We start from the raw sequence: 25,414 nt of genomic DNA on the forward strand, positions 1-25,414 counted from the left end.
GAATGAAACGGCGATGGGCGATGCGGCCGGGAAATCGCCCGGCCAGAGTGCGGTAACCCCGCGAATTCGAATGGATCAGTAGCCGGAAGTCGGCTTGGCGACGCCGCCGGCGATCTCGATCTGCAGATTGGCCAGCAGGCTGGACGCGCCGAAGCGGAAATGGCGGGCGCTCACCCAGCCTTCGCCCAGCAGGCGCGCGGCCAGGGCCAGGTATTCCGCGGCCTCGGTGGCGCTCTTGACGCCGCCGGCGGCCTTGAAACCGCACTGGCCGCCCTGCTCCTTGATCACGGCCAGCATGGTCTCGGCCGCAGCCAAGGTGGCATTGACCGGCACCTTGCCGGTGGAGGTCTTGATGAAGTCCGCGCCGGCGCGGATGGAAATCTCGCTGGCTGCGCGGATCAGCGCCGCGTCCTTCAGCTCGCCGCTTTCGATGATCACCTTCAACAGCTTGCCGCCGCAGGCTTCCTTGCAGGCCCTGACCAGCTCGTAGCCGATGTCGCGGTTGCCGGCCATCAGCGCGCGGTACGGAAACACCACGTCCACTTCGTCGGCGCCGTAGGCGATGGCGGCGCGGGTTTCGGCCACCGCGATCGAGATGTCGTCATTGCCGTGCGGGAAGTTGGTGACGGTGGCCACCTGCACTTCCGGACAACCCGCTTCGCGCAGCGTCTTCTTGGCGATGGGCACGAAGCGCGGATACACGCATACCGCCGCCACGGTGCCGTCCGGGCTCTTGGCCTTGCGGCACAGCGCGGCCACCTTCTCGTCGGTATCGTCGTCGTTGAGGGTGGTCAGGTCCATCAGGGACAGCGCGCGGCGCGCGGCTTCAATCAGTGCAGACATATCGATCTCTCTCGTATGCGTCCAAAAGGCGCAAACCGCATGACGGCGGTTTGCCCAGGGCAATGCCCACGATTATGAAAATTTCTTCACATGAAAGCAAATTGCGAATCGATGCGACTTGCTTAAACGCAAACCGTCCGGCGCCGGCCACTCGCCCGCGCCAAAAGAGAAACCGGCCGCAACGCCCGTCCCGCGGGCATTCCAGCCGGCTTCGCCGTCACCGCTCAGACCCGGCGCGCCTCCTGCACGCCGGACAGTTCCATCAGGCGCGACAACACGCGGCTGATGTCCTGCACCTGGCGCACTTCCACCGTCAGCCGCAAACGGCTCTTCAGGTCACGCGACAGGGTGTTGACGCCGATCAGGTTCAGCTTCTCGCGCGACAGCACGTCGGAGATGTCGCGCAGCAGGCCCGGCCGGTCCTGCGACATCACCTCGATGTCGATCGGGAACACGCTGTTCTTCTGCTCGCCCCACTCGGCGGCGATCAGCCGCTCCGGAACTTCCTGCGACAGTTTTTTCAGCGTCAGGCAGCTGCTGCGGTGGATGGAGATGCCTCGGCCCTTGGTGACGAAGCCCATCACCTGGTCCGGCGGCGCCGGCTTGCAGCACTTGGCCAGCACCGTCATCAGATTGTCCACGCCCTCGATCAGCACGCCGCCGGCGTCATGGCCGCCCTTGCTGGCGCGGATCAGGCTTTCCGGCTGCACCTCCACCGCCGGCGGCGGCGCGAAGCTGGTGATCGCGTTGCTGACCGCGCGTATCGTCAGCTCGCCGTGTCCCAGCGCGCCGTAGACTTCGTCCAGCTTGTCGTAGCCCAGCTTTTCCGCCAGCTGCTGCAGATTGGGCTGGATGTGCGGCCGCCGCGCCAGCTCGCGCTCGAACAGCGCCTTGCCGGTCTCGCGCACGGTGTCGGCGTTTTGCAGCCGGATGTACTGGCGGATCTTGGAAATGGCGCGGTGGCTCTTCACCCAGCCGTCGTGCAGCCAGTTGACCGACGGCCCGCCCTCCTTGGCCACCAGCACTTCCACGCGCTGGCCGTTCTGCAGCGGCGTGGACAAGGGCACGATCTGCCCCTCCACCTTGGCGCCGCGGCAACGGTTGCCCAGCCCGGAGTGGATGGCGTAGGCGAAGTCGATCGGCGTCGCGCCTTGCGGCAGCGCCAGCACCTTGCCCTGCGGCGTCAGCACGTAGATGGTGTCGGCGAACAGCTCGGTCTTGAACGCCTCGGCCAGGCCTTCGCGGTCGGACATTTCCTCGCGCCAGTCCAGCAGCTGGCGCAGCCAGGAGATCTTTTCCTCGTAAGCCGCGTCGCCCTTGCCGCCTTCCTTGTAGCGCCAGTGGGCGGCCACGCCGAACTCGGCGTGCTCGTGCATCTCGAAGGTGCGGATCTGCACCTCCAGCGCCTTGTCCTCCGGGCCGACCACCGCGGTGTGCAGGCTGCGGTAGTTGTTGGCCTTGGGATGGGAGATGTAGTCGTCGAACTCGCCGCGGATCGGCTGCCACATGCCGTGGATGATGCCGAGCGCGGTGTAGCAGTCGGGCAGTTTGTCCACCAGGATGCGCACCGCGCGGATGTCGTAAAGCTCGGTGAAATCGAGCTTTTTCTTTTTCATCTTCTTCCAGATGGAATAGATGTGTTTGGGCCGGCCGGCCACCTCGGCCCTGACGCCGGCCTTCTTCAACTCCTCGCGCAGGACGTCCAGCACCCGCTCGATGTAATCGATGCGCTCCAGCCGGCGCTCGTCCAGCAGCTTGGCGATCTTCTTGTAAGTGTCCGGCTCGGTGTGCCTGAGGCCCAGGTCCTCCAGCTCCCACTTGATCTGCCAGACGCCCAGCCGGTTGGCCAGCGGCGCGAACAGCTCCAGCGTCTCGCCGGCGATGCGGCGGCGCACCGTCTCGTCCGGCACGTTGGCCAGGTAGTGCATGGTCTGGGTGCGCCAGGCCAGCTTGATCAGCACCACGCGGATGTCCGCCACCATGGCCAGCAGCATCTTGCGCATGGTCTCGGCCTGGCGCGCGCAGTCTTCCGGCGTGGCCATCCTGTCGATGCGGGCGAACTCGGTGATGCGGCGCACGCCGCCGACGCCGTCCACCAGCATCGCCACGGTCGGGTTGAAGTTCTCGGTCAGCCAGGCCTGCCATTCCGGCTGGTAGTCCGGCGCCGAAAACAGCAGCGTGGCGACAATGGCGTCGGGCAGCAGATTCAGGTCGGCGACCACCGCGGCGGCGGCCACCGCGTGGGTGAACAGGTCTTCCCCGGTGGAAGGGACGGTCTTGCCGGCGTACAGCTCCCGCGCGGCGTGAAAGGCGCGCGCCAGCAGCGCGCCTTCCTCATGGGGAAAGACGGCGGACATGCGCTCTAGCCAGCGCGCGGGGTCGGCGGCGTCGGCCAGGGTATCGGCAACGGTGCGGACTACGGAAACCATATCAGTTCTATCTGGACGGACTCGCCGTCTGAAAACCGCGGCCGGGCTCGCCCGGCCAGCGGATTGGCCACGCGGGCAGGACGAGCCTGCCCTCTTTCAATCATGCGCCGCCAGCCTCAGCAGCAATCGGCGCACCGGCGCCGGCACGCCGGCGTCCACCGCCTGGTCGATGTCCAGCCACTGGCCGTCGGCCTCGGCGACTCCCGCCGCGGCCAGGCGGTCGATCCGGACCGGCTGCGGCGTGATGATCAGGCGAAAATGGGTGAATACATGCTCCAGCTCCGGCCAGGCGGGCAGCATGTCGCCATCGCCGCGGCCGCTCAGCCAATCTTCCATCTCCAAGGTGGTAGCGAACTCCGGCAGCGACAACAGCCCGCCCCAGATGCCGGTGGGCGGCCGGCGCTCAAGCCATACCTTGTTTTCATGCCGCGCCAGCAGCATCGCCGTATGCCGGGTAGGCACCGCTTTCTTCGGCCGCGGCGTCGGCAGCTCGCCGGTGCGGCCCTCGCGCGCCGCCACGCAGCCGTCCACCATAGGACAGACGGCGCAGGCCGGCTTGCCGCGGCTGCACACCGTCGCGCCCAGGTCCATCAGGCCCTGCACATAAGGGCCGATGTCGGCGGCGTCGGCCGGCAGAATCTGCTCGGCCAGCGTCCACATGCGCTTCTCTATCGCCTTGTCGCCGGGAAAGCCGTCTATGCCGAAACAGCGCGCCAGCACGCGTTTGACATTGCCGTCGAGAATGGTTTCGCGCCGGCCGAAGGCGAAGGCCGAAATCGCGGCGGCGGTGGAGCGCCCCACGCCGGGCAAGCACTCCAGCTGCTCGCGTTCGGCAGGAAACGCGCCGCCGAACTCGTCCATCACCATCCGCGCCGCCTTGTGCAGATTGCGCGCCCGGCTGTAGTAGCCCAGGCCGCTCCACTGCGCCAGCACGTCGTCCACCGGCGCGGCGGCCAACGCCGCCACGTCCGGGAACCGGGCCAGGAAGCGCGGATAATAATCGAGCACGCTCTTCACCTGGGTCTGCTGCAGCATAATCTCGGACAGCCAGACGCGGTATGGATCCTTCACCTGCCAAGGCAGGTCGTGGCGGCCGTGCCGCCGTTGCCAGGCCACCAGCCGGGAGGCGAAACTGCTGTGCAACATCGCAATCCAATATCCAATCGAACCGATTATGGTAGCGGAAAGCCGCAGCGTTACCAAGCAGGCGGCGGCCAAATACGTTAAAATTAAACAATTACTTATTTTAGCTTGTCCATTCGAGGTCGTTTCATGTCCAGTTTCCGCTCCCGCCAACGCGCCAACCAGCGCCGCGATCAAACCAGCCGCGAACGCGCGGCCAACTCGCCGGCAGGCGGAAACCCGAGCGCTCCCGATCGGCAGCCGCAAGACGGCAAGCCGCGCGCGCCCTACTCCGGACAACGCCCCGGCCCGGGCAAGCCGGACTGGAAGCCCGGCCAGGAACCGCGCCGTTTCGACAAGCGCCCTGACGACCGCGGCGAAGGCCAGCAGAAACGCTTCAACCGCGACGGCGACAAGCCGGCCTGGCAGCCGCGCCAGGACGACCGCCGCTTCGACAAGCGCCCCGACGAACGCGGCGAAGGCCAGCAGAAACGCTTCAGCCGCGACGGCGACAAGCCGGCCTGGCAGCCGCGCCAGGACGACCGCCGTTTCGACAAGCGCCCCGACGACCGTGGCGAAGGCCAGCAGAAGCGCTTCAGCCGCGACGGCGACAAGCCGGCCTGGCAGCCGCGCCAGGACGACCGCCGCTTCGACAAGCGCCCCGACGACCGCGGCGAAGGCCAGCAGAAACGCTTCAGCCGCGACGGCGACAAGCCGTCCTGGCAACCGCGCCAGGACGACCGCCGTTTCGACAAGCGCCAGCCGGAAGCCGGCCATGAGCGCCGCTACGACCGCGACCGCGGTCCGTCCAGCCGCAAGCCGCTGCCGGAAGGCGTGGAACGCTCCTCCGACTTCCGCCGCGACGGCGCGCCGCAGGACAAGCGCTACAGCCGCGACCGCGGCCCGTCCGGCCGCAAGCCGCTGCATACCGAAAACGCCCCGCCCCGCGAATTCAAGCCGCGCGCCGAAGGCGACTTCCGCCGCGATGACAAGCCGCAATGGCAAGCCCGCGAAGACCGCGCGCCCTACGGCGACAACGGTCCGCGCAAGATGTTCGCCAAGCGCGAGGGCGGCGACAACCGCGTCCAGCGCGACGACAAGCCGCAGTGGCAGCCGCGCGAAGACCGCGCCCCGCGCCAGGACGGCGACGCGCCGCGCAAGCTGTTCTCCAAGCGTGAGGACGGCGAGCGCGACAACCGCTTCCGCCGCGACGACAAGCCGCAATGGCAGCCGCGCGAAGACCGCGCCCCGCGCCAGGACGGCGAGGCGCCGCGCAAGCTGTTCGCCAAGCGCGAGGATGGCGAGCGCGACAATCGCTTCCGCCGCGACGACAAGCCGCAATGGCAGCCGCGCGAAGAGCGCGCCCCGCGCCAGGACGGCGACGCGCCGCGCAAGCTGTTCGCCAAGCGCGAGGACGGCGAGCGCGACAACCGCACCCGCCGCGACGACAAGCCGCAGTGGCAGCCGCGCGAAGACCGCAACCCGCGCGGCGACAGGAACGAGCATCGTCCGCGCGGCTTGCAGACCTTCCGCGACACCCATCGCGTCGACCAGCCGCGCCGCGCTTTCGAACAACGCCCGCATGACGGCGGCCACGGCCACGCGCCGGCCGCCCGCGCCGAAAACGTGATCACCAACCGCCTGGACAGCAGGCTGGCCATGTTCGCCCCCTGCCCGCGCGGCCTGGAACAGATCCTGGCCGACGAATTGCTGGCGCTGGGCGCAGGCGACATCGCGCCGGCCGACGGCGGCGTGGCCTTCGCCGGCGACGCGCGCCTGATGATGGCCGTCAACCTGCACAGCCGCACCGCCAGCCGCGTGCTGCTGCGCCTGGCCCACGGCGGCTACCACGGCGAACAGGACATCTACCGGCTGGCGATGGGCGTGGACTGGCCGCGCTGGTTCGACGTGTCGCGCACCATCAAGCTGAAGGCCGACGGCATCGCCGCCCGCGTCAAGAGCCTGGACTACATCGCGCTGACGGTGAAGGACGCGATCTGCGACCGCTTCCGCCAGACCCATCAGGGCCGCCCCAGCGTCGATACCCGCCACCCAGACGTGCGCGTCAACGTCTTTCTGACCGCCAACGAGGCGACCATCTATCTGGACACCAGCGGCGAGCCCCTGTTCAAGCGCGGCTGGCGCGAGGAAACCGGCGAGGCGCCGCTGCGCGAGAACCTGGCCGCCGGCATCCTGCTGCTGGCCGGCTATGACGGCAGCCAACCGCTGCTGGACCCGATGTGCGGCAGCGGCACTTTCCTGGTGGAAGCCGCCGACATCGCGCTGAACCGCGCGCCCGGCCGCGCCCGCCGTTTCGGCTTCGAAGCGCTGTCCAGCTTCGATTCCGCGGTTTGGGAAAAACTGCAGCTGGACGCCCGCAAGGCCGAGCAGCCGGCCGCTTCGCTGGCCATCCGCGGCTCGGACCGCTCGCAGGCCATGGTCAGCATCGCCCGCGCCAACCTGGAGCGCGCCGGCCTGGCCGACCTGATCGAGGTCGCCGCCGCCGACGTGGCCGACACCCGCCCGCACGCCGAGCACGGCCTGATCGTCAGCAATCCGCCTTACGGCGTGCGGCTGGAGGAGCAGGACCAGCTGGCGGCCTGGTACCCGGAGCTGGGCGATTGGCTGAAGGCCCATTTCGCCGGCTGGACCGCCTGCCTGTTCAGCGGCGACCTGCGCCTGGGCAAGCTGATCCACCTGGCGCCGAAGCGCCGCACGCCGCTGTTCAACGGCTCGCTGCAATGCCGGCTGTTCGTCATCAATATGGTGGAAGGCAGCGCGCGCAAGCAGAAGGACGGGGAAAACGGCGGGACCGAGCCCGAAAACGGCGAGCAGTAAGCGCCTGCCCGCTCCGGCGACATGCCGCCCCGCCGATGGCCGGGCGGCATTTTTACGGACGTTCGCCGCCAGGAATCGCGAAAACGGTTAATTTTCAGTCGCATCCCCGCTCGCGGCCACCCTGACGGCATGCGATAATCGCCGCCAACCCCACCCAAGCCTCAGACCATGCAAACCTCGTTTCTGTCCGCCACCATCCTGCTGATCCTGATCACCGACCCGCTGGGCAATATCCCCCTGTTCATCTCCGCGCTGAAGCAGGTGAAGCCCGAGCGCCGCAAGCGCGTGGTCTACCGCGAGTGCCTGATCGCCTTCCTGGTGCTGACCATCTTCATGCTGTTCGGCCGCAACTTCCTCGAGCTGATGCACCTGACCGACGAGTCGATGCGCATCGCCGGCGGCGTGATCCTGTTCCTGATCGCGATCAAGATGATCTTCCCCGGCGAAGGCAGCGTGTTCGGCGGCGACAAGCTGCACGGCGAGCCTTTCATCGTGCCGATCGCCATTCCGCTGATCGCGGGCCCGTCGGCGATGGCCACCGTGCTGTTGCTGTCCACCCGCGAGCCGGGCCGGATGCTGGAATGGATGGGCGCGCTGACCATCTGCATGCTGGTCACCACCGTGGTGTTCCTGTTCTCCGGCAAGCTGCAGAAACTGCTGGGCGAACAAGCGATCACCGCGCTGGAGCGGCTGATGGGCCTGGTGCTGACCGCCATCTCGGTGGAAATGCTGCTCAGCGGCTTCGCCTCCTACCTGAAACAGCTGCACTGATTATTCAAAGCAGATACGGCATCAGGGTTATCCCCGATAGGGATATCGACAATGCTCCCGGCTGATGGCAGTTGTTAGCATCGGATGCAAATGGACCGTCCAAGAGTCCGCATCCGAAGCAACCAACGCCAGTCGGGAGAACCATGCAAACCAAGACCCCCTTCTTTTCGCGCCTGTACGTCCAGGTGCTGATCGCCATCGCGCTGGGCGTCACGCTCGGCGCCCTCGCCCCTGACCTGGGCGCCAAGATGAAACCGCTGGGCGACGCCTTCATCAAGCTGATCAAAATGATGATCGCCCCCATCATCTTCGCCACCGTCGTGGTCGGCATCGCCAAGATGGGCGACATGAAGGAAGTGGGCCGCGTCGGCGTCAAGGCGCTGTTCTACTTCGAAGCCGTCACCACGCTGGCGCTGGTGATCGGCCTGATCGTGGTCAACCTGCTGCAGCCGGGCGCCGGCCTCAACATCGACCCGCACACGCTGCACGCCAAGGACATCGCCAAATACACCGCCGGCGCCAAGGAAATGAACACCGTCGATTTCCTGCTGCACATCATCCCGGACACCGTCGTCGGCGCTTTCGCCAGCGGCGAGATCCTGCAGGTGCTGACCTTCTCGGTGGTGCTGGGCCTGGCGCTGACCAAAATGGGCGACAACGGCAAGAACATCGTCCACATCCTGGACGAGTTCTCGCACGCGCTGTTCGGCGTGATCAACATGCTGATGAAGCTGGCCCCGATCGGCGCCTTCGGCGCGATGGCCTTCACCATCGGCAAGTACGGCATCGGTTCGCTGAAGCAGCTGGGCTTTTTGATGGCCTGCGTCTACATGACCTGTTTCGCCTTCGTCTTCATCGTGCTGGGCACCATCGCCCGCTTCTCCGGCTTCAGCCTGTGGCGCTTCCTGGTCTACATCAAGGAAGAAATCCTGCTGGTGCTGGGCACCTCGTCGTCGGAATCCGCGCTGCCGGGCATCATGAAGAAGCTGGAAAACCTGGGCTGCTCCAAGCCGGTGGTCGGCATGGTGGTGCCCACCGGCTACTCGTTCAACCTGGACGGCACCTCCATCTACCTGACCATGGCGGCGATCTTCATCGCCCAGGCCACCAATGTGAACCTGACGCTGGGCGAGGAACTGGCCATCATCGGCGTGCTGCTGCTGACCTCCAAGGGCGCGGCGGCGGTGACCGGCGGCGGCTTCATCACCCTGGCGGCCACACTGGCGACGCTGGGCGGCAAGCTGCCGGTGGAAGGCCTGGCGCTGTTGATCGGCATCGACCGCTTCATGTCCGAAGCGCGCGCCATCACCAACCTGATCGGCAACGGCGTCGCCACCGTGGTGATCGCCAAGTGGGAAAAGGCGCTGGACGTGGAAAAAATGCGCCAGGTGCTGGAAGGCGCCGAGCCGCCTGCCCCGCCCAGAAACCGGCAGGAAGCCGCGCCGGAGCCGGCGCTGCAGACTTCCTGAGGTGCCCGCGCCCGTTTCCGCCAACCCGCCGCCAGGCGGGTTTTTCGTTTCATTTAGGACGAAATTCTTGATTTCGCTGTCCGCTCGTCCACGATGAAAATGCTAGGAGGAGTGGAAATGGAAGACTTTTGGGTGCAATACGGCGATGAAATGCTGCCCGTCATCGGCGATTTCCCACGCCAAGGCAGCTATTTGCCCAGCTTCATGCTGGTGGACGACCAGAAGCGCGACGCTCCGCTGGAGGGCTTCTCCCACACGCCGAAGCTGATCGTCACCCTGTTGTCGGTCGACGAGGACGAGCACGCCGGCCTGCTGCTGCTGCGGGAAACCCGGCGCTTTCTGGATAGCTGGCCCCATCTGAAGCTGATCGTGATCACCGTCGACTCGCCGTCGTCGCTGGCGCGCGCGCGGCACGAGCACGGCCTGCCCAATATCGCGCTGCTGTCCACGCTGCGCGGCCGCGATTTCCACAAACGCTACGGCGTGCTGATCACCGAGTACCCGCTGAGCGGCTACACCTCCCCGTCCATCATCCTGGCCGACGCCGCCAACGTGGTCCATTACTCGGAGCGGCTGGCCAACACCCGCGACCTCTTCAATTTCGACGCCATCGACGCCTTGCTGCAGGAAGGCGAGCAACAGGCGATGGCCGCCGAGCGCGAAGCGGCGGAGGCGCGGCAGGAACAGGAGGCGGAGCGGGAAAAAGGCACCGAGCGGCTGCTGGAAAAAGCCAAGCTGATCCAGGATCAGCTCGGCCGGAACGGCGGCGCCGGAGGCTGAGCCCGGTCAGCGGCAGGCAAAGAAAAACCGCCCGTTACCGGGCGGTTTCTCATTCACCGATGGATAACCGTCAGCCTCAGCTGTTCAGTTCCTTGGCCAGATACAGCCAGGTTTCCACCACGGTGTCCGGGTTCAGCGACACGGTCTCGATGCCCTCTTCCACCAGCCACTTGGCGAAATCCGGATGGTCGGACGGGCCCTGGCCGCAGATGCCGACATACTTGCCCAGCTTGCGGCAAGCCTGGATGGACATGTGCAGCATCGCCTTCACCGCCTCGTTGCGCTCGTCGAAGGTGGAGGCGATCGGGCCGCCGGAGTCGCGGTCCACGCCCAGCGTCAGCTGGGTCATGTCGTTGGAGCCGATCGAGAAGCCGTCGAAGTGCTGCAGGAACTTCTCCGCCAGCACCGCGTTGGTCGGCAGCTCGCACATCATGATCAGGCGCAGGCCGTTTTCGCCGCGCTTCAGGCCGTTTTCGGCCAGGATCTCGACCACCTTCTCGGCTTCGGCCAGCGTGCGGACGAAGGGAATCATCACCTCGACGTTGGTCAGGCCCATCACGTCGCGCACCTTCTTGATGGCGCGGCATTCAAGCTCGAAACAGTCGCGGAACGACTCGGCCACGTAGCGGGCGGCGCCGCGGAAGCCGATCATCGGGTTTTCTTCGTGCGGCTCGTACAGCTGGCCGCCGATCAGGTTGGCGTACTCGTTGGACTTGAAGTCCGACATGCGCACGATGACCTTCTTCGGATAGAAAGCCGCGGCCAGCGTGGACACGCCTTCGGCGATCTTGTCGACGTAGAAGTCCACCGGGCTGGCGTAGCCGGCGATGCGGTCGGAAATGGTTTCCTTCAGCTCCGGGCTCAGCTTGTCGAATTCCAGCAGCGCTTTCGGGTGGATGCCGATCTGGCGGTTGATGACGAACTCCATCCGCGCCAGGCCCACGCCTTCGTTCGGCAATTGTGCGAAATCGAACGCCAGTTCCGGGTTGCCGACGTTCATCATGATCTTGACCGGCGCCTTCGGCATCTTGTCCAGTTCCAGATCGATGACTTCCACGTCCAGCAGGCCGTCGTAGATGTTGCCGGTGTCGCCCTCGGCGCAGGACACGGTGACCTGCATGCCTTCCTTCAACACGCGGGTGGCGTCGCCGCAGCCGACCACGGCCGGGATGCCCAGCTCGCGCGCGATGATGGCCGCGTGGCAGGTGCGGCCGCCGCGGTTGGTGACGATGGCGGCGGCGCGCTTCATCACCGGCTCCCAATCCGGGTCGGTCATGTCGGTCACCAGCACGTCGCCGGGCTTGACCTGATCCATCTCGGACGCGTCGCGGATGGTGCGCACGGTGCCCTGGCCGATCTTCTGGCCGATGGCGCGGCCTTCGCACAGGATTTCGGACTTGCTGTTCAGGCGGTAGCGGCGCAGGGTGTCCTTGCGGTCTTCCTGCGACTTAACGGTTTCCGGACGCGCCTGCAGGATGTACAGCTTGCCGTCCACGCCGTCGCGGCCCCACTCGATGTCCATCGGGCGGCCGTAATGCTTTTCGATGATCAGCGCGTACTGGGCCAGTTCGGCCACTTCGGCGTCGTTGATCGAGAATTCCTTGCGCAGCGCCGGCTCGACATCCACGGTCTTGACCGAACGGCCGGCTTGCGACGCGTCGGTGAACTCCATCTTGATCAGCTTGGAGCCCATGGTCTTGCGCAGCACCGCCGGACGGCCGGCTTTCAGCGTCGGCTTGTGCACGTAGAACTCGTCCGGATTCACCGCGCCCTGCACCACGGTCTCGCCCAGGCCGTAAGAGGCGGTGATGAACACCACGTCCTCGAAACCGGATTCGGTGTCGATGGTGAACATCACGCCGGCCGCGCCCTTGTCGGAACGCACCATGCGCTGCACGCCGGCGGACAAGGCCACCACGTCGTGGGCGAAGCCCTTGTGCACGCGGTAGGAAATGGCGCGGTCGTTGTAGAGGGAGGCGAAAACGTGCTTCATCGCATCCTTGACATTGTCAAGGCCGCGGATATTCAGGAAGGTTTCTTGCTGGCCTGCGAACGAGGCGTCGGGAAGGTCTTCGGCGGTGGCGGAAGAGCGGACCGCTACCGAGATGTCGGCGCCGCCGGCGTCGGCCACCATCTTGTCCCAGGCTTCCTTGATGTCGGCATCCAGTTTGGCCGGGAACGGGGTGTCGATGATCCACTGGCGGATTTCCTTGCCCACCCGGGCCAGTTCGCTGACGTCGTCGATATCGAGTTTGGCCAGCGCGGCGCTGATCTTGTCGGCCAGGCCATTGTGCTGCAGGAAATCCCGGTACGCCTGGGCGGTGGTGGCAAAGCCGCCGGGAACACGAACGCCGGAACCCGCCAGCTGACTGATCATTTCACCGAGGGAGGCGTTCTTGCCGCCTACCTCTTCCACGTCGGTCATGCGCAGCTTCTCGAACCAGATGACGTAGTTGTCTGCCATCACTTCACTTCCTGTGTTGGGATTGGGACGATGGGCCGCATTCTAGCCGAATTACGTGCGAATTGCGTAGCATCTTTTGCGCTGCACAAGACTTTTTGCGACAGGACGGTAAACAAAATCAATACAATCAAACAGTTGTTTTGAAAATGACCGTTCGCAATAGTCAATTGTCATGTAATTTTATGATTACATGAAGAAAACCGAGCGAATCCCGCCATATCGCCGCCGCCCGCGCCGGTATACACTTTGCAGCAGGCAAATCCACCATCCGCAAGGTCATCCATGTCGCACCACCGTTCAGCCTTCTTCATTTCAGACCGCACCGGTATCACCGCAGAATCGCTGGGCCACACGCTGTTGACCCAGTTCGACGCGCTCGACTTCCAGCGCGAGACCGTGCCTTTCGTCGACACGGTGGAAAAAGCGCGCGCGCTGGCCGAACGGATCAGCGAAATCGCCGAACGCGACCACTTGCGTCCGCTGGTCTTCACCAGCATCGTCAACCCGGAAGTGCGCGAGGCGCTGCGGCTGGAAAACGTGGTGCTGATCGACTTCTTCGAAACCTTCATCGGCCGCCTGGAGGGCGAGCTCAGCCAGAAGGCGACCCTGACGGTGGGCAAGGCCCATGGTATGGTCAACGAGGAAAAATACGATCACCGGATCGAGGCGGTGAATTTCTCGCTGAACCACGACGACGGCGTCAAGCTGAAAGACCTGGACGAAGCCGACGTGATCCTGGTCGGGGTGTCCCGCTCCGGCAAGACGCCGACCTGCCTCTATCTGGCGCTGCAATACGGCATCCGCGCGGCCAACTACCCGCTGACGCCGGAAGACCTGGGCAGCCCGACCCTGCCCAAAATCCTGCTGCCGTTCAAGGAAAAGATGTTCGGCCTCACCATCGATCCCAACCGGCTGCACCACATCCGCTCGGAGCGCCGGCCGGACTCCAAGTACGCCAGCATGGACAACTGCCGGCGCGAGGTGAACGAGGCGGAATCGATGTTCCGCCATCACGGCGTGCCCTTCATCAGCACCACCCACAAGTCGATCGAGGAGATCGCGTCCACCATCATGCACAAGGCCGCCCTGGGCCGTAAGTTCTGATCCCGGCGCGGGCGGCGCTTAGCCGCCCGCCCGCTTGGCCTGGAAGCCCAGCCTGGCCAGCTCGGCGATCACGATCTCCACGTGGTCGCCCTGGATCTCCAGCGTCCAGTCCTTCACCGTGCCGCCGCTGCCGCAACGCGCGCGCAGCTGCTTCCCCACCTTGGCCAGTTCGTCGGCCGCCAGCTGCAGCCCCTTCACCACCGTCACCGCCTTGCCGCCGCGGCCCTTGGTTTCCCTGGATACCCGGACCACGCCGTCGCCGGCCGGGCCTGTCGGCGCCTTGCAGCGGCATTCCGCCTCAGGTTGCCGGCATGCCGGACACATCCGCCCGTGCTCGGTGGAATACACCAGCCCGCCCGTTTTCTCTCTCGCCATCGTCATTTTTCTCCCGGCATGGCCAGCCATGCCATCCAGGCAAGGCGCCATTTAGCGCTATGCCATTGTTTATTTGTAAATTTCCTGAAAACAACAGAACAATAGCAACTATTCGCTCTCAAATATTGTGAATATTACCAAAGAGAGCGTCATGAATCTGCCCGATCCCCACCTGCCGCCGATCGCGGTCTTGCGGCAGCCGTCCCCGCAACGGGTCAATGGCATCGCCGCGGCCAGCCAGGGACAAACGCCGGCCCAGCGCGAACTGGCGGAAATGCTGTTCCGCCGGCTGTTGAACACTGCGCAAGCCGCCCCCGGCCCAAAGCCCGCCCGCGCCGCGCCGCTGGATTCAAACCCGGGCCTGAGCACGCTGGAATTCGCCCGGCGCCATACCCAGATGGCGACGGAACGCCGCGCCAAACGCGCTCAGGGACTGATAGCCTACCTGTAACGCGGCCTCTCCCACCGCCGCGCCGCCGCTGAGCAGGCGCGCCGCCTCCAGCAGCCTGGCCTGTCCCAGCCAATTGCCGAACGATACCCCGGTTTCCCTGGCGAACGCCCGCGTCAGGCTGGCGCGGGAAAACCCATGCGCCGCCGCCAGCTCGTCCAGCAGCCATCCCCGCCCCAAATCCGACAGCACCCGCCGGCACAGCGCGCGCAAGCGGCGCTCGGCCGGCAATGGCAGCTGCTGCGGCAAAGGCGCCAATTGCAGCAGCTCGTCGACGATCACCCCGGCCAGCCGTTGCCGGCGGCCGCGCCATGGCTCCGCCTCATAGCTCAGCTGCCTCTCCAGCAGCAGGCCCATCATGCCGCCGGCCGGCACCACTCGCGCCTCGGTAGGGAGATCCGGGTAGGCGGCGCGGTCGGCATAGGCCGTCACGCCATCCAGCTCCGCCAGCGGTTCGGCGCTGTGCTCCATGCCGGCGGGAATCCAGCCGACCTGCCCCGCCGCCATCAGCCAGCGCATGGTCTCGCTCTGGCACAACATCGCGCCGCGGCGCAGATAAATCAGCTGGCCGACGTCGTGGACATGGCTGGCGACCCCGCCGCGCGACACTCCTCGCACCGCCACGCAGCGAAACGGCAGATTGACCGTATCCATGATTGATCCGATTGAGACAATAATTGATACTTTGCCGCTAACGCATCAAACCGTAAAGCTCCTACAGTGTTGTCATCCACCACCGGCGCGGCGCGCCACTCCAGGAGACTGCACCATGAACACTTCCCTCCGAGCCCCCGACAACCTCGCCATCGTCCGCGGCATGTTCGCCGAGCTGATCGAAGCCGGCCGCGTCGACGACGACAGCATCGCCCGCTACATGGCCCCCGGCTACCGCCAGCGCGTCGATGGCCGCGAACTGGACCTCGCCGGCTTCAAGCGCCATCTGCGCGCGCTGCGCGAAGTCGTGGAGAAAATGGAAGTGCACTTTCTCGCCGTGGCCCAGGATCTCGACTGCGTGCTGACTCACCACCAGGTGAGCGTCGCCAAGAAGGACGGCAGCGCCGCCCGCTTCCAGGTTCAGGCCCACATCACGCTGCGCGACGGCAGGATCATCACTTGCGACGAGCTGACCCGCCAGCTGGAAGGCCCAGCCGCCGACCATGACCTCGGCTCGCGCCACTGAACCGCTAGGGGCTTGACGCGGCGCGCGGCCCCGTGTTTTGATGAAGAGATGAAAACCGCACCCGCATTCGCAATCCGATTTTGGTGGTGGCGCCTCTCCTAGGCGGCGCCGGCGAACGCATATGCAATGAAACCCGGAGGCTGCCGACAAGGCGCACCGGGTTTAGTTTTTGGCGGTCCTTCCCAGTCCACCTTGTCGGCCACCTCTCCAACCCGATGGAGATCGACATGAATCTGGACACTATCAGCTCGCAAGACATCATTCTCACCGGCGACCGCACCACCGGCCAGCTGCATCTGGGCCATTACGTCGGCTCGCTGCGCAACCGCGTGATCCTGCAGAACCGCTGCGTGCAGTTCCTGCTGCTGGCCGACGCCCAGGCGCTGACCGACAATATGGGCAACTACCTGAAGGTGCGCGACAACGTGCTGCAGGTGGCGCTGGACTACCTGGCCGTCGGCATCGACCCGGCCAAGAGCACCATCTTCATCCAGAGCCTGGTGCCGGAACTGACCGAGCTGGCGTCCTACTATCTGAATCTGGTGACGGTGGCCCGGCTGGAGCGCAATCCCACGATCAAGGACGAGATCAAGCAGCGCGGCTACGAGCGCGACATCCCGGCCGGCTTTCTCACCTATCCGGCCGCCCAGGCCGCCGACATCACCGCCTTCAAGGCCACCATCGTGCCGGTCGGCGACGACCAGATCCCGATGATCGAGCAGACCAACGAAATCGTCCGCCGCTTCAACGCCAGCGTCGAGCGGCCGGTGCTGGTGGAAACCCGCGCCGTGGTGCCGGAGGTAGGCTCCCGCCTGCCCGGCATAGACGGCAAGGCCAAGATGTCCAAATCGCTGGGCAACACCATCACGCTGTCGGCCACGCCCGACGACATCCGCCAGGCGGTGAAGATGATGTACACCGACCCCAACCACCTGCGGGTGGCCGACCCCGGCCAGGTGGAAGGCAATGTGGTGTTCACCTATCTGGACGCCTTCCATCCGGACCAGGCGCTGGTGGCGGAACTGAAAGCCCAATACCAGCGCGGCGGCCTGGGCGACACCGTGATCAAGAAGCATCTGGAAGACTGCCTGCAGGAGATGCTGGCGCCGATCCGCGAGCGCCGCGAGCGCTATGCCCAGGACCCCGCCGCGGTGCTGGAAATGCTGAAGACCGGCACCCGCCGCGCCCGCGACGTGGCCGCCCGCACGCTGGCCGAGGTGAAAGCCGCGATGGGCCTCAATTACTACTGACGCGCCGCGGGCTGACGCGCAAGCGCCGATTCCGCGCGTTCAAGGAGACAAGGGATGGACAGCGTTTTTCAATGCCAGGACCTGGCTGAAGTCAGGGAACAGATAGACCGCGTCGACCGCGCGCTGGTGGCGCTGATCGCCGAGCGCGGCATCTACGTGCGCCAGGCGGCCGCGTTCAAGCGCAGCCGGGAAGAAGTGGAAGGCGGCAAGCGGGTGGACCAGGTGATGCGGCGCGTCGAGCGGCTGGCCGGCGAGCTGGGCGCCGATCCGGTGCTGACCGCGGCGGTCTACCGCACGATGATAGAGCACTTCGTCGCCGACGAGATGGCCGCCTTCCGCGGCCGAGCCGCCGGAGATTGAGGCGGCGGGCGGCTTTGCCTACAATCGTCGCACCCTGTGACCCAGCCCGGCCGCTCCAGGCGGCCGGCCCACGCCGGAGAAAACCGATGAAACAAGCCGTCCTGCTGCTGCTCGCCTGCCTGTCCCTGCCGGCCCTGGCCGAAGAGGTGGGCGAAGTGTCCACCACCTTCAAGCTGCTCAGCCCCAACGACAAGGTGGTGGTGGAAGCCTTTGACGATCCCTCGGTGCAGGGCGTCGCCTGCTACGTGTCGCGCGCCAAGACCGGCGGCTACAAGGGCGCGATGGGGTTGGCCAAGGATCCGTCCCGCTTCTCCGTCGCCTGCCGCCAGGTGGGCGCGATCCGCTTCAGCAAGCCGATTCCGTCGCAAGAGCAGGTATTCAAGGAGGGCGCGTCCTTCGTGTTCAAGCACGTGCGCGTGGTGCGCATCGTCGACCCGAAGCGCAATGTGCTGACCTACCTCACCTACTCGGACAAGCTGGTGGACGGCAGCCCGGACAACGCGATCACCGCGGTGGCGGTGCTGGACCAGAAGATCCCGCTTAAGAAGTAAAAATCACAAGCCATTGATAATCATCATGTTTTTTAACATGACAACCATCATCCCATGGCCACTTCGGCGCGCCAGCCATCGAAACCCACCTCGACGCCGGGCGGGCAGCGCTCGCTGAGATCGAGATATTCCAGCTTGTGGGTCATGTGGATCAGCACCGTGCGGCGCGCGGCGATGCGACCCGCCCATTCGAAAGCCTGGTCCACGCACAGGTGGGATGGATAGGGATCCTGGTTCAGGCAATCGAGAAACAGCAACTCCAGCCCTTCCAGCAAGGGCAGGCTGCTATCCGGGATGTGGGACAGGTCGGTCAGCCAGGCCACGTCGCCGATGCGCCAGCCCAGACAGGGCCAGCTGCCGTGCAGCAAGGGAATCGGCGTCAGCGCCACGCCCTGGTGCCGGAACGGGCCGTTGACCACCTCCGGCAGCAGCACCGGCTTGTCCCACATCTTGGACGGCGGCTGCAGCGCGTAGCCGAAGCGCTCGCGGATGTTGGCAATGGTGAAGTCGTTGCCGTACAGCGAGATCGGCCCCTTTTTCAGGTAGCAGAAGGCGCGCAGGTCGTCGATGCCGTTCAGGTGGTCGGCGTGCGGATGGGTGTACAACACCGCGTCCAGCCGGCTCACGCCCTCGCGCAGCGCCTGCTGGCGCAGATCCGGCCCGGTATCGATCAGGAAGCCCAGCTCCCCCACCCGCACGTAGGCGCTGGCGCGGGTGCGCTTGTTGCGGACGTCGTCCGAGCGGCAGGTGGGGCAGCCGCAGCCTATCGCCGGCGTGCCGGAGCTGGAGCCGCAGCCCAGGATGGTGACTTCTAGCGTATTCACGACTCTCCTTGCTTGATCACTGGCACGGCTGCGCCCGCGCTGCGGGTACGGCGACGGCGCCGCCTTCGCAAACCGGTTGGCCGCCCGGACCGATCGCGCAGCTGCCGCCCGGCTGCGCCGCGCAGTTCGGCGCGCCGTCCGGCCCCAGCAAGCACAGGCCGGGCCCGGCGTAAAAGCCGCCGCGGGCGCGGACCACGCCGCCGCCGGGATACGGCGAGCAGAACAGATTGCCGAACTCGTCGGACACGCAGGCGCCGGCGCCGCAGTAGGGCTGGCCCTGGTGCAGCACCGCCTGGCCGCCCGGCGGCGCGCAGTAGCTGCGTCCGGCCAGGTTGACGCAATTGGCCAGCGCCGGCAGCGCGATCAACCATCCGATCAAACCCAATGCGGGCAGCCGCATATCCCTCTCCGTTTCAGCCCGCCGCCTTGGCGAACAGGCGGAAGAAATTGTCCGTGGTGGCTTGCGCCACCTCCTCGAACGGGATGCCGCGCAGCTGCGCGATGAACTCCGCGACGTGGCGCACATAGGCCGGCTCGTTGGTCTTGCCGCGGAACGGCACCGGCGCGAGATAGGGCGAGTCGGTTTCGATCAGCATCCGCTCCAGCGGCACCTTCTGCGCCACTTCCTGCACCTGCTTGGCGTTCTTGAAGGTCACCACGCCGGAGAAGGAGATGTAGAAGCCCAGCGCCAGCGCGGCCTCGGCCACTTCCCAGGTCTCGGTGAAGCAATGCATCACGCCGCCGCATTGCTCGGCATGCTCTTCCCGCATGATGCGGATGGTGTCCTCGGCGGACTCGCGGGTGTGGATCACCAGCGGCAGGCCGACGCGCTTGGCGGCGCGGATATGGGTGCGGAAGCGCTCGTGCTGCCAGTCCAGCTCGCCCTTGCACCAGTGGTAATCCAGGCCGGTCTCGCCGATGCCGACCACGCGCGGGTGGGCGGCCAGCTGCACCAGCTCGTCCTCGCTGTATTCCTCCGCGTCCTTATCGTCCGGATGCACGCCGACGGTGGCGTACAGATTGGGATGCGTTTCGGCCAGCGCCAGCACCTGCGGATACTTGGGGCGGCTGACGCCGATCACCAGCGCGTGCGTCACCTGGTTCTGGCGCATATTGGCCAGCACATCGGGCATGCGCTCGGCGAGGTCGGGAAAATTGATGTGGCAGTGGGAATCGATCAACATGGTCGGTGGGCAGCAAAACGTGAATCCGGTCCACAGGATATCACGTCCTCTACCCGGACCTCACATGGTATGGGTGGGGCGGCTGGAGTTGAGCACGCCGCCCAGCAGCGTCTCTATCTTGTCCTTGGCCTGCTTGCCGGCCTCGCCGGAAACGAACTCCACGCCGACGCCCTGCACCCGGCTGTTGTTGGCGCCGCCGGGCGTGATCCACACCACCTTGGCCTGCACCGCGATGCGCTGGGGATCCTCCATCAGCGTCAGCAGCAGGAACACCTCTTCGCCCAGCTGCATTTCCTTGTTGGTGGGTATGAAAATGCCGCCGTTGCGCAAAAAAGGCATGTAGGCGGCGAACAGCGCGCTGCGCTCCTTGATATGCAGCGACAGCACGCCGGGACGATTGGGATTGTTCAGATCAGGCCGGTTGTTGGCGGCATCCATGCAGGCCCCTTTGCTCAGCCGGCCTTTCCGCCGGCGAAGATCTTCAGATAATCCATCAACACCGCCTCCAGTTGCAGGCGGATGTTCAGGGTATGCTGGGAGAACGGCGCCAGCGCGGTCAAGGCCTGCTGGCAGGCCATCAGCAGGACGACGTCGCAACGCGGCGCCAGCGCGGCGAGCGCCCTCTCCTGATCTGGATAATAGCGGACCCGGCCGGCCAGGCACAGCGCGGCCAGGTCATGCAGCCATTTCTGCAGCCAGGCCAGCGGCTGCGTCAAAGACAGCTGCTTGTTCTTGTCGATCAGCTCCGCCAATTGCAGCATGCCGGCGAAACTGGGCTGGCCCAGGCCGCGGACGAACTGGGCGCGCAGGGCGGCGAGATCGGGATCGTGGTCGAACAGCGGCGCGCCGCCGTTGTGCGCCAGTTCCGCCTCGGCATCGGCGATGCCCTGCTCCTTCAGCCAGGCCAGCGCGGCCGGCTCCGACGGGCGGGTCAGCGCGAACTGGCGGCAGCGGCTGCGGATGGTGGGCAGCAAGCGCTGCGGCGCGTGCGACACCAGCAGGAACAGCACGGCCTCCGGCGGCTCCTCAAGTATCTTCAGCAAGGCGTTGGCGGCGGCCAGGTTCAGGTTCTCGGCCGGCTCCACCAGGATCACGCGGCGGCCGGCGCGGTGCGCGGTCAGATGGGCGAAATCGATCACCTCGCGCACCGCCTCGATCTTGATCTGCGGCAGCTTGCGCGTGGTCTTGGCTTCCTTGCCCTCCTCCTCCTCGTCGGCGAACGGCGACAGGCGGCGGAAGTCCGGATGGGTGCCGCTGGCGAACCAGCGGCAGCCCTGGCATTGGCCGCAGGGCTGATGATGGGCCGCGGGGCTCTCGCACAGCAGCGACAGCGACAGGTGTTCGGCGAAAGCCAGCTTGCCGATGCCGGCGCCGCCGGTGAACAGCCAGGCGCCCGGCATGCGCTCGCGCTCGGCGGAGAGCCGCGCCCAGTCATCGCTCTGCCACGGGTACAGCATCAGCCGCGCTCCAGCAGGCGCTGCAGATGGACGGCGATGTCGGCCTGGATGTCGGCGATGCCGCGGCCGGCGTCCAGCACCACGATGCGCTGCGGCGCCTCCTCGGCCCGGCGCAGATAGGCCGCGCGCACGCGGCGGTGGAAATCGGCGGCCTCCTGCTCGAAACGGTCGGGCACCCGGGTGCCGGCCATGCGCCCGGCGGCCACTTCGGTCGGCAGGTCGAACAGCAAGGTCAGGTCGGGCTGCAGGCCGCGCTGCACCCAGTCCTCCAGCGCGCGGATGCGCTCGAACGGCACGCCGCGGCCGCCGCCCTGGAAAGCGTAGGTGGAGTCGGTGAAGCGGTCGGACACCAGCCAGCGTCCGGCGGCCAGCGCCGGCTCTATCACTTCGGCGATGTGCTGCTGGCGCGCGGCGAAGGCCAGCAGCGCCTCGGCGTCCAGCGAAGCCACGGTGCCGGGATCCAGCAGCAGGTCGCGTATCTTTTCCGACAGCGGGGTGCCGCCGGGCTCGCGGGTGAACGCGGCGTCGACATCGCGTCCGGACAGCCAGTCGCGGATGAAGGAGAGGTGGGTGCTCTTGCCCGCGCCGTCTATGCCTTCCAGCGTGATGAAACGGCCGCGTCGGACCTGCTGCGTGCTCATTGCTGGCCTTTCTTCAGGATGTATTTGCGCACCGCCTGGTTGTGCTGCTCCAGGGTGCTGGAAAACTCGGAACTGCCGTCGCCGCGGGCGACGAAGTACAGCGCGTCGGTTTCGGCCGGCTGGGCCGCGGCGTACAGCGCGGCCTTGCCCGGCATCGAGATCGGCGTCGGCGTCAGGCCGGCGCGGGTATAAGTATTGTAAGGCGTATCGCGCCGCAGGTCGGCCTTGCCGATATTGCCCTGGTAGCTGGTGCCCATGCCGTAGATCACCGAGGGGTCGGTCTGCAGCCGCATACCTTTCTTCAAGCGATTGACGAACACCGCCGCCACCATCGGCCGGTCGGCCTCGCTGGAGGTTTCCTTCTCGATCAGGCTGGCCATGGTCAGCAATTCATACGGCGAGGCATAGGGCAAGCCGGGCTTGCGCGCCGCCCAGGCGGCGTCAAGCTGCTGGCGCATCATGGCGTAGGCCTGGCGGTACAAGTCCAGGTCGGACGTGCCCGGCGTGAACAGATAGGTGCTGGGGAAAAACAGGCCCTCGGGGCTGGCGTCGCCCAGACCGATCCGCGCCACCAGGTCCGCATCGCTCAGCTGCCGTCCGTCATGGCGGATGTCCGGATTGCGCTCCACCGCCTGGCGCAGCTGGCGAAAGGTCCAGCCCTCGATCGTGGTCAGGCTGGCCTCGTCCGGATGTCCCTGCACCAGGCGATTGAGCACGTCCAGCATCGACTGGCTGCCGTCCAGACGGTACAGGCCGGCTTTCACCTTGCGGTCCGAGCCGGTGAGCCTGGCCAGCGCGACCATCAGCTGGCCGTCGCGTATCGCGCCGTCTTTCGCCAGCGAATGGGCGATCTGCTTCATCGTGCGGTTGGGGCCGACCAGCAGCTTGTAGCCGCCCGCCGGCATCTCGACCGGCAGCAGCAGCGCCCAGGCCAGCCACCCCGCCGCGCACAGCAGCAGCAACAACAGAACGCGGGAAATTTTCTTCATTTAAACGCTTCGCAAATCCAGATGTGACGGCCGCCATGGCGACGAAGGCGGAATCATACCAGCAAGCGAGGCTGTCCGACATGACAGCTTGCACTGGCCACAAGCCCGGTCATTTGCGCCAAATCAATAGTCATTTGCCGGTTTTTGCCTATTTTTCAGCCTAGACAACCGGCTTCGCGCCGGGCGCTCCTTCACTTTATTCAACAAGATACGGCCAGGGTAGAACAAACGATGAAACCCTTCTTCAATCTCGGATGCGCGCTGGTCGCCTGGAACGAGCTGTGCCGGGTGGCCCGCGGCGGCGACGGCGCCCCGCAAACCGCCCGTCCCGGCTTCTGCCAGGGCAGGCACAACCGCCAGTTCGTCTACGCCGAGTCCCCCCGGCTGCTTACCCCCTACCATGGCCTGCTGCTGGAGCCGCTGTGGCTGCTCGACACCCGCCGCGACGGCCGCTGGCAACTGGTGGCCACCGCGCTCGGACACAGCCTCAACCTTAGACTGCAGACGCTGCTGCGCGCCTGGATGCCCGCCATTCCCCAGGCGGCGGAGCCGGGACCCGGCATCGCCAGGCTGCGGCTGGCGGTCCCCGGGATCGATGCCGGCCCGACGCCCGGCCGGCCGATAAACGGCCAGTCGCCGCTGGTCCGCGGCATCGCCCCCTATCTGGAACAGGTGGCCAGCGTCGCGCAGCTCGAGGACTCGCGCGACGGCCGCCTGCTGGGCGGCGTCGTCAATCTGCAAAGCGCGGCGCCCCATCCCGCCGGGGTCCGCGGAGAAGACTGGCAGGACCTGCTAGGCTGTGACTGGCAACAGTTGCTCCAGTTCAAGACCGCCGGCCGGGCGGCTGGCTAGCCGCCGGCCTTTCGCAGCATAATGGGCGGATGATCCAGTTCCCGGAGTCCGCCATGCCGCGCCTGCGCCTTGCCCTGCTGTGCCTGCTTCTCTCCCCCCTCGCCTTCGCCGACACCGTCAATGTCGCCGTCGCCAGCAATTTCCAGCAGACTCTGGACAAGATCGCCAAATCCTTCAAGGCCGCCACCGGACACGACCTCAAGGCCAGCGCCGGCGCGTCCGGCAAGCTGGCCGCGCAAATCCGCCAGGGCGCGCCGTTCGAGGTGTTCCTGTCCGCCGACGACGAACGCCCTACCGAGCTGGCCAAGGCCGGCGTGGGCCAGGCCGCCAGCCAGTTCACCTATGCTTACGGCCAGCTGGCGCTGTGGAGCAAGCAGCGGGACGACGCCGGCGAAGCGGCGCTGCGCCGGGGCGACTTCGCCAAGCTGGCCGTCGCCAACCCGGCCACCGCGCCGTATGGCCGCGCCGCGATGGAAACGCTGGCCGCGCTGAAGCTGGAAGCGGTGGTGAAACCCAAGCTGCTGACCGGCGACAATATCGGCCAGACCATGCAGTTCGCCGAAGTCGGCGGCGCCGATTTCGCCTTCGTCGCCTATTCCCAATTGCTGGAGCAAGGCATACGCGGCCGCTACTGGCTGGTGCCTGAAAAACTGCATCAGCCGATCCGCCAGGACGCGCTGCTGATCAAGCCCACTCCGGCCGCGACCGCGCTGATGGCCTTCCTCAAAGGCGAGCAGGCGCGCGCGCTGATGGCCCAGGCCGGCTACCGCTTCAAGCCGTGAGTCCCCAGGACTGGAGCGCGATCGCGCTGACATTGCGCCTGGCCGGCATCAGCACCCTGCTGCTGCTGGCGCTGTGCATTCCCTGCGCCTGGTGGCTGGCGCACAGCCGCTCCCGGCTGCGCCCGTTCCTGGAGGCCGGCGCCATGCTGCCGCTGGTGCTGCCGCCGACGGTGCTCGGCTTCTACCTGCTGCTGGCTTTCGGCCCGCACGGTCCGGTCGGCAAGCTGACTTCTGCTTTAGGGCTGTCCGGCCTCGCCTTCACCTTTCCCGGCGTGGTGCTCGCCTCGATCCTGTATTCGCTGCCCTTCGTGCTGCAGCCGCTGCTGGCCAGCTTCCGCGCGGTGCGGCAGGAAGAGCTGGAAAGCGCGCTGCTGCTGGGCGCGGGGCGCTGGCAGCGGATGCGCCACGTGATCCTGCCTTCCTGCCGCAGCGGCCTGCTCAGCGCGGCCTGCCTGGGTTTCGCGCATACGGTCGGCGAATTCGGCGTGGTGCTGATGATAGGCGGCAACATAGACGGCGAAACGCGCGTGATATCGATCGCGCTGTACAATCAAGTGGAGCAAGCCAACTATGGCGCAGCCCACCAGCTGGCGCTGATGTTGCTGCTGTTTTCACTGGCGGCGTTGAGCGCCGTTTATTGGCTGAACGCCAGACAAAAACAATCGGAATGACATCCGCCCGCGCCGCGGGCCTTCACTGGA

Annotated in this window: 25 protein-coding genes; 12 read left to right on the forward strand and 13 right to left on the reverse strand. The window is 66.2% G+C overall.

The genetic code is table 11. From position 1 onward, the window contains the following. Nucleotides 1–75: 75 nt before the first annotated feature. The 3 genes from deoC to mutY all read right to left on the reverse strand — a co-directional run bounded on the left by deoC (nt 76) and on the right by mutY (nt 4,415). Entirely contained in the window at nt 76–843 is a 768-nt protein-coding gene (deoC, locus tag ACY3GB_RS09260) for a deoxyribose-phosphate aldolase (protein ID WP_463088469.1), read from the reverse strand. Between the two features lie 224 nt (nt 844–1,067). Further along, nucleotides 1,068–3,272, reverse strand: a complete 2,205-nt coding sequence (locus ACY3GB_RS09265; protein ID WP_463088470.1) for a RelA/SpoT family protein — start codon at nt 3,270–3,272, stop codon at nt 1,068–1,070. A 96-nt stretch (nt 3,273–3,368) separates the two neighbouring features. Next, nucleotides 3,369–4,415: an A/G-specific adenine glycosylase gene (mutY, locus tag ACY3GB_RS09270; RefSeq protein WP_463090932.1), complete on the reverse strand. Its 1,047-nt coding sequence runs from the start codon at nt 4,413–4,415 to the stop codon at nt 3,369–3,371. Nucleotides 4,416–4,544: 129 nt separating this feature from the next. Here mutY and ACY3GB_RS09275 point away from each other — a divergent pair, with 129 nt between their 5' ends. The 4 genes from ACY3GB_RS09275 (at nt 4,545) to ACY3GB_RS09290 (ending at nt 10,252) form a co-directional block, all read left to right on the forward strand. Then, nucleotides 4,545–7,232 (forward strand): THUMP domain-containing class I SAM-dependent RNA methyltransferase, encoded by a 2,688-nt coding sequence (locus tag ACY3GB_RS09275; protein ID WP_463088471.1) that lies wholly within the window; start codon nt 4,545–4,547, stop codon nt 7,230–7,232. 168 nt (nt 7,233–7,400) lie between these two features. Continuing rightward, nucleotides 7,401–8,003 (forward strand): MarC family protein, encoded by a 603-nt coding sequence (locus ACY3GB_RS09280; RefSeq protein ID WP_021478811.1) that lies wholly within the window; start codon nt 7,401–7,403, stop codon nt 8,001–8,003. A 143-nt stretch (nt 8,004–8,146) separates the two neighbouring features. After that, a complete protein-coding gene (locus tag ACY3GB_RS09285; protein WP_463088472.1) occupies nt 8,147–9,472 on the forward strand; it encodes a dicarboxylate/amino acid:cation symporter in 1,326 nt (441 codons plus the stop codon). 117 nt (nt 9,473–9,589) lie between these two features. Continuing rightward, nucleotides 9,590–10,252, forward strand: a complete 663-nt coding sequence (locus ACY3GB_RS09290; RefSeq protein WP_463088473.1) for a redoxin family protein — start codon at nt 9,590–9,592, stop codon at nt 10,250–10,252. Nucleotides 10,253–10,328: 76 nt separating this feature from the next. Here the strand turns inward: ACY3GB_RS09290 and ppsA are convergent, their stop codons facing one another. Next, the gene (ppsA, locus tag ACY3GB_RS09295) at nt 10,329–12,716 is read right to left on the reverse strand and encodes a phosphoenolpyruvate synthase (RefSeq protein ID WP_463088474.1); all 2,388 of its coding nucleotides are present in this window, start codon (nt 12,714–12,716) and stop codon (nt 10,329–10,331) included. Between the two features lie 282 nt (nt 12,717–12,998). Between ppsA and ppsR the strand changes: the two genes are divergently transcribed. Further along, nucleotides 12,999–13,820 (forward strand): posphoenolpyruvate synthetase regulatory kinase/phosphorylase PpsR, encoded by an 822-nt coding sequence (ppsR, locus tag ACY3GB_RS09300; protein ID WP_463088475.1) that lies wholly within the window; start codon nt 12,999–13,001, stop codon nt 13,818–13,820. A gap of 18 nt (nt 13,821–13,838) precedes the next feature. Here ppsR and ACY3GB_RS09305 read toward each other — a convergent pair whose 3' ends face one another. Both ACY3GB_RS09305 and ACY3GB_RS09310 read right to left on the reverse strand, forming a co-directional pair. Then, on the reverse strand, nt 13,839–14,195 hold the full coding sequence (locus tag ACY3GB_RS09305) for a translation initiation factor Sui1 (protein ID WP_463088476.1): 357 nt from the start codon (nt 14,193–14,195) through the stop codon (nt 13,839–13,841). 349 nt (nt 14,196–14,544) lie between these two features. Further along, nucleotides 14,545–15,297 carry an AraC family transcriptional regulator gene (locus tag ACY3GB_RS09310; RefSeq protein ID WP_463088477.1) on the reverse strand — a complete coding sequence of 251 codons (753 nt, stop codon included), beginning with the start codon at nt 15,295–15,297 and terminating at the stop codon, nt 14,545–14,547. A 115-nt stretch (nt 15,298–15,412) separates the two neighbouring features. On the opposite strand from ACY3GB_RS09310, the gene ACY3GB_RS09315 reads away from it, so the two are divergent. The 4 genes from ACY3GB_RS09315 to ACY3GB_RS09330 all read left to right on the forward strand — a co-directional run bounded on the left by ACY3GB_RS09315 (nt 15,413) and on the right by ACY3GB_RS09330 (nt 17,984). Further along, nucleotides 15,413–15,823, forward strand: a complete 411-nt coding sequence (locus tag ACY3GB_RS09315; protein ID WP_463088478.1) for a nuclear transport factor 2 family protein — start codon at nt 15,413–15,415, stop codon at nt 15,821–15,823. Nucleotides 15,824–16,050: 227 nt separating this feature from the next. Beyond that, on the forward strand, nt 16,051–17,073 hold the full coding sequence (gene trpS / locus ACY3GB_RS09320) for a tryptophan--tRNA ligase (protein ID WP_463088479.1): 1,023 nt from the start codon (nt 16,051–16,053) through the stop codon (nt 17,071–17,073). 54 nt (nt 17,074–17,127) lie between these two features. Next, nucleotides 17,128–17,433 carry a chorismate mutase gene (locus tag ACY3GB_RS09325; protein WP_463088480.1) on the forward strand — a complete coding sequence of 102 codons (306 nt, stop codon included), beginning with the start codon at nt 17,128–17,130 and terminating at the stop codon, nt 17,431–17,433. Between the two features lie 86 nt (nt 17,434–17,519). Next, the gene (locus ACY3GB_RS09330) at nt 17,520–17,984 is read left to right on the forward strand and encodes a CreA family protein (protein ID WP_463088481.1); all 465 of its coding nucleotides are present in this window, start codon (nt 17,520–17,522) and stop codon (nt 17,982–17,984) included. Between the two features lie 47 nt (nt 17,985–18,031). Here ACY3GB_RS09330 and ACY3GB_RS09335 read toward each other — a convergent pair whose 3' ends face one another. The 7 genes from ACY3GB_RS09335 to mltG are packed head-to-tail and all read right to left on the reverse strand — an operon-like array spanning nt 18,032 to nt 23,079. Continuing rightward, nucleotides 18,032–18,808, reverse strand: a complete 777-nt coding sequence (locus ACY3GB_RS09335) for an MBL fold metallo-hydrolase (RefSeq protein WP_463088482.1) — start codon at nt 18,806–18,808, stop codon at nt 18,032–18,034. 16 nt (nt 18,809–18,824) lie between these two features. Then, entirely contained in the window at nt 18,825–19,208 is a 384-nt protein-coding gene (locus ACY3GB_RS09340) for a hypothetical protein (RefSeq protein WP_463088483.1), read from the reverse strand. A 13-nt stretch (nt 19,209–19,221) separates the two neighbouring features. Beyond that, complete coding sequence (locus ACY3GB_RS09345; RefSeq protein ID WP_463088484.1) at nt 19,222–19,992, reverse strand: TatD family hydrolase; 771 nt, start codon at nt 19,990–19,992, stop codon at nt 19,222–19,224. A gap of 60 nt (nt 19,993–20,052) precedes the next feature. Beyond that, nucleotides 20,053–20,430, reverse strand: coding sequence for a PilZ domain-containing protein (locus tag ACY3GB_RS09350; protein WP_221665403.1), 378 nt, complete (start codon nt 20,428–20,430; stop codon nt 20,053–20,055). Nucleotides 20,431–20,444: 14 nt separating this feature from the next. Continuing rightward, complete coding sequence (locus ACY3GB_RS09355) at nt 20,445–21,449, reverse strand: DNA polymerase III subunit delta' (RefSeq protein ID WP_463088485.1); 1,005 nt, start codon at nt 21,447–21,449, stop codon at nt 20,445–20,447. Then, complete coding sequence (tmk, locus tag ACY3GB_RS09360) at nt 21,449–22,090, reverse strand: dTMP kinase (RefSeq protein WP_021478795.1); 642 nt, start codon at nt 22,088–22,090, stop codon at nt 21,449–21,451. The genes ACY3GB_RS09355 and tmk overlap by 1 nt, the downstream gene beginning before the upstream one ends. Then, nucleotides 22,087–23,079, reverse strand: coding sequence for an endolytic transglycosylase MltG (gene mltG, locus ACY3GB_RS09365; RefSeq protein ID WP_463088486.1), 993 nt, complete (start codon nt 23,077–23,079; stop codon nt 22,087–22,089). The genes tmk and mltG overlap by 4 nt, the downstream gene beginning before the upstream one ends. Before the next feature lie 231 nt (nt 23,080–23,310). On the opposite strand from mltG, the gene ACY3GB_RS09370 reads away from it, so the two are divergent. From ACY3GB_RS09370 to modB, 3 genes are read left to right on the forward strand one after another with little or no spacing between them, the layout of a single operon-like run. Beyond that, nucleotides 23,311–23,931, forward strand: a complete 621-nt coding sequence (locus ACY3GB_RS09370; RefSeq protein WP_463088487.1) for a DUF3313 family protein — start codon at nt 23,311–23,313, stop codon at nt 23,929–23,931. A gap of 53 nt (nt 23,932–23,984) precedes the next feature. Further along, a complete protein-coding gene (modA, locus tag ACY3GB_RS09375) occupies nt 23,985–24,713 on the forward strand; it encodes a molybdate ABC transporter substrate-binding protein (protein WP_463088488.1) in 729 nt (242 codons plus the stop codon). Further along, on the forward strand, nt 24,710–25,384 hold the full coding sequence (modB, locus tag ACY3GB_RS09380) for a molybdate ABC transporter permease subunit (RefSeq protein WP_463088489.1): 675 nt from the start codon (nt 24,710–24,712) through the stop codon (nt 25,382–25,384). Before modA ends, modB begins: the two co-directional genes overlap by 4 nt. Nucleotides 25,385–25,414 lie beyond the last annotated feature (30 nt).

The sequence above is a fragment of the Chromobacterium sp. Ag138 genome, assembly GCF_055181315.1.

Excerpts from the sequence above, each read along its gene's own strand:
- deoC (WP_463088469.1), bottom strand. The coding sequence starts at position 843 with ATGTCTGCACTGATTGAAGCCGCGCGCCGCGCGCTGTCCCTGATGGAC.
- ACY3GB_RS09265 (WP_463088470.1), bottom strand. The coding sequence starts at position 3,272 with ATGGTTTCCGTAGTCCGCACCGTTGCCGATACCCTGGCCGACGCCGCC.
- ACY3GB_RS09275 (WP_463088471.1), top strand. The coding sequence starts at position 4,545 with ATGTCCAGTTTCCGCTCCCGCCAACGCGCCAACCAGCGCCGCGATCAA.
- ACY3GB_RS09280 (WP_021478811.1), top strand. The coding sequence starts at position 7,401 with ATGCAAACCTCGTTTCTGTCCGCCACCATCCTGCTGATCCTGATCACC.
- ACY3GB_RS09285 (WP_463088472.1), top strand. The coding sequence starts at position 8,147 with ATGCAAACCAAGACCCCCTTCTTTTCGCGCCTGTACGTCCAGGTGCTG.
- ACY3GB_RS09290 (WP_463088473.1), top strand. The coding sequence starts at position 9,590 with ATGGAAGACTTTTGGGTGCAATACGGCGATGAAATGCTGCCCGTCATC.
- ppsA (WP_463088474.1), bottom strand. The coding sequence starts at position 12,716 with ATGGCAGACAACTACGTCATCTGGTTCGAGAAGCTGCGCATGACCGAC.
- ppsR (WP_463088475.1), top strand. The coding sequence starts at position 12,999 with ATGTCGCACCACCGTTCAGCCTTCTTCATTTCAGACCGCACCGGTATC.
- ACY3GB_RS09305 (WP_463088476.1), bottom strand. The coding sequence starts at position 14,195 with ATGGCGAGAGAGAAAACGGGCGGGCTGGTGTATTCCACCGAGCACGGG.
- ACY3GB_RS09310 (WP_463088477.1), bottom strand. The coding sequence starts at position 15,297 with ATGGATACGGTCAATCTGCCGTTTCGCTGCGTGGCGGTGCGAGGAGTG.
- ACY3GB_RS09315 (WP_463088478.1), top strand. The coding sequence starts at position 15,413 with ATGAACACTTCCCTCCGAGCCCCCGACAACCTCGCCATCGTCCGCGGC.
- trpS (WP_463088479.1), top strand. The coding sequence starts at position 16,051 with ATGAATCTGGACACTATCAGCTCGCAAGACATCATTCTCACCGGCGAC.
- ACY3GB_RS09325 (WP_463088480.1), top strand. The coding sequence starts at position 17,128 with ATGGACAGCGTTTTTCAATGCCAGGACCTGGCTGAAGTCAGGGAACAG.
- ACY3GB_RS09330 (WP_463088481.1), top strand. The coding sequence starts at position 17,520 with ATGAAACAAGCCGTCCTGCTGCTGCTCGCCTGCCTGTCCCTGCCGGCC.
- ACY3GB_RS09340 (WP_463088483.1), bottom strand. The coding sequence starts at position 19,208 with ATGCGGCTGCCCGCATTGGGTTTGATCGGATGGTTGATCGCGCTGCCG.
- ACY3GB_RS09345 (WP_463088484.1), bottom strand. The coding sequence starts at position 19,992 with ATGTTGATCGATTCCCACTGCCACATCAATTTTCCCGACCTCGCCGAG.
- ACY3GB_RS09350 (WP_221665403.1), bottom strand. The coding sequence starts at position 20,430 with ATGGATGCCGCCAACAACCGGCCTGATCTGAACAATCCCAATCGTCCC.
- ACY3GB_RS09355 (WP_463088485.1), bottom strand. The coding sequence starts at position 21,449 with ATGCTGTACCCGTGGCAGAGCGATGACTGGGCGCGGCTCTCCGCCGAG.
- tmk (WP_021478795.1), bottom strand. The coding sequence starts at position 22,090 with ATGAGCACGCAGCAGGTCCGACGCGGCCGTTTCATCACGCTGGAAGGC.
- mltG (WP_463088486.1), bottom strand. The coding sequence starts at position 23,079 with ATGAAGAAAATTTCCCGCGTTCTGTTGTTGCTGCTGCTGTGCGCGGCG.
- ACY3GB_RS09370 (WP_463088487.1), top strand. The coding sequence starts at position 23,311 with ATGAAACCCTTCTTCAATCTCGGATGCGCGCTGGTCGCCTGGAACGAG.
- modA (WP_463088488.1), top strand. The coding sequence starts at position 23,985 with ATGCCGCGCCTGCGCCTTGCCCTGCTGTGCCTGCTTCTCTCCCCCCTC.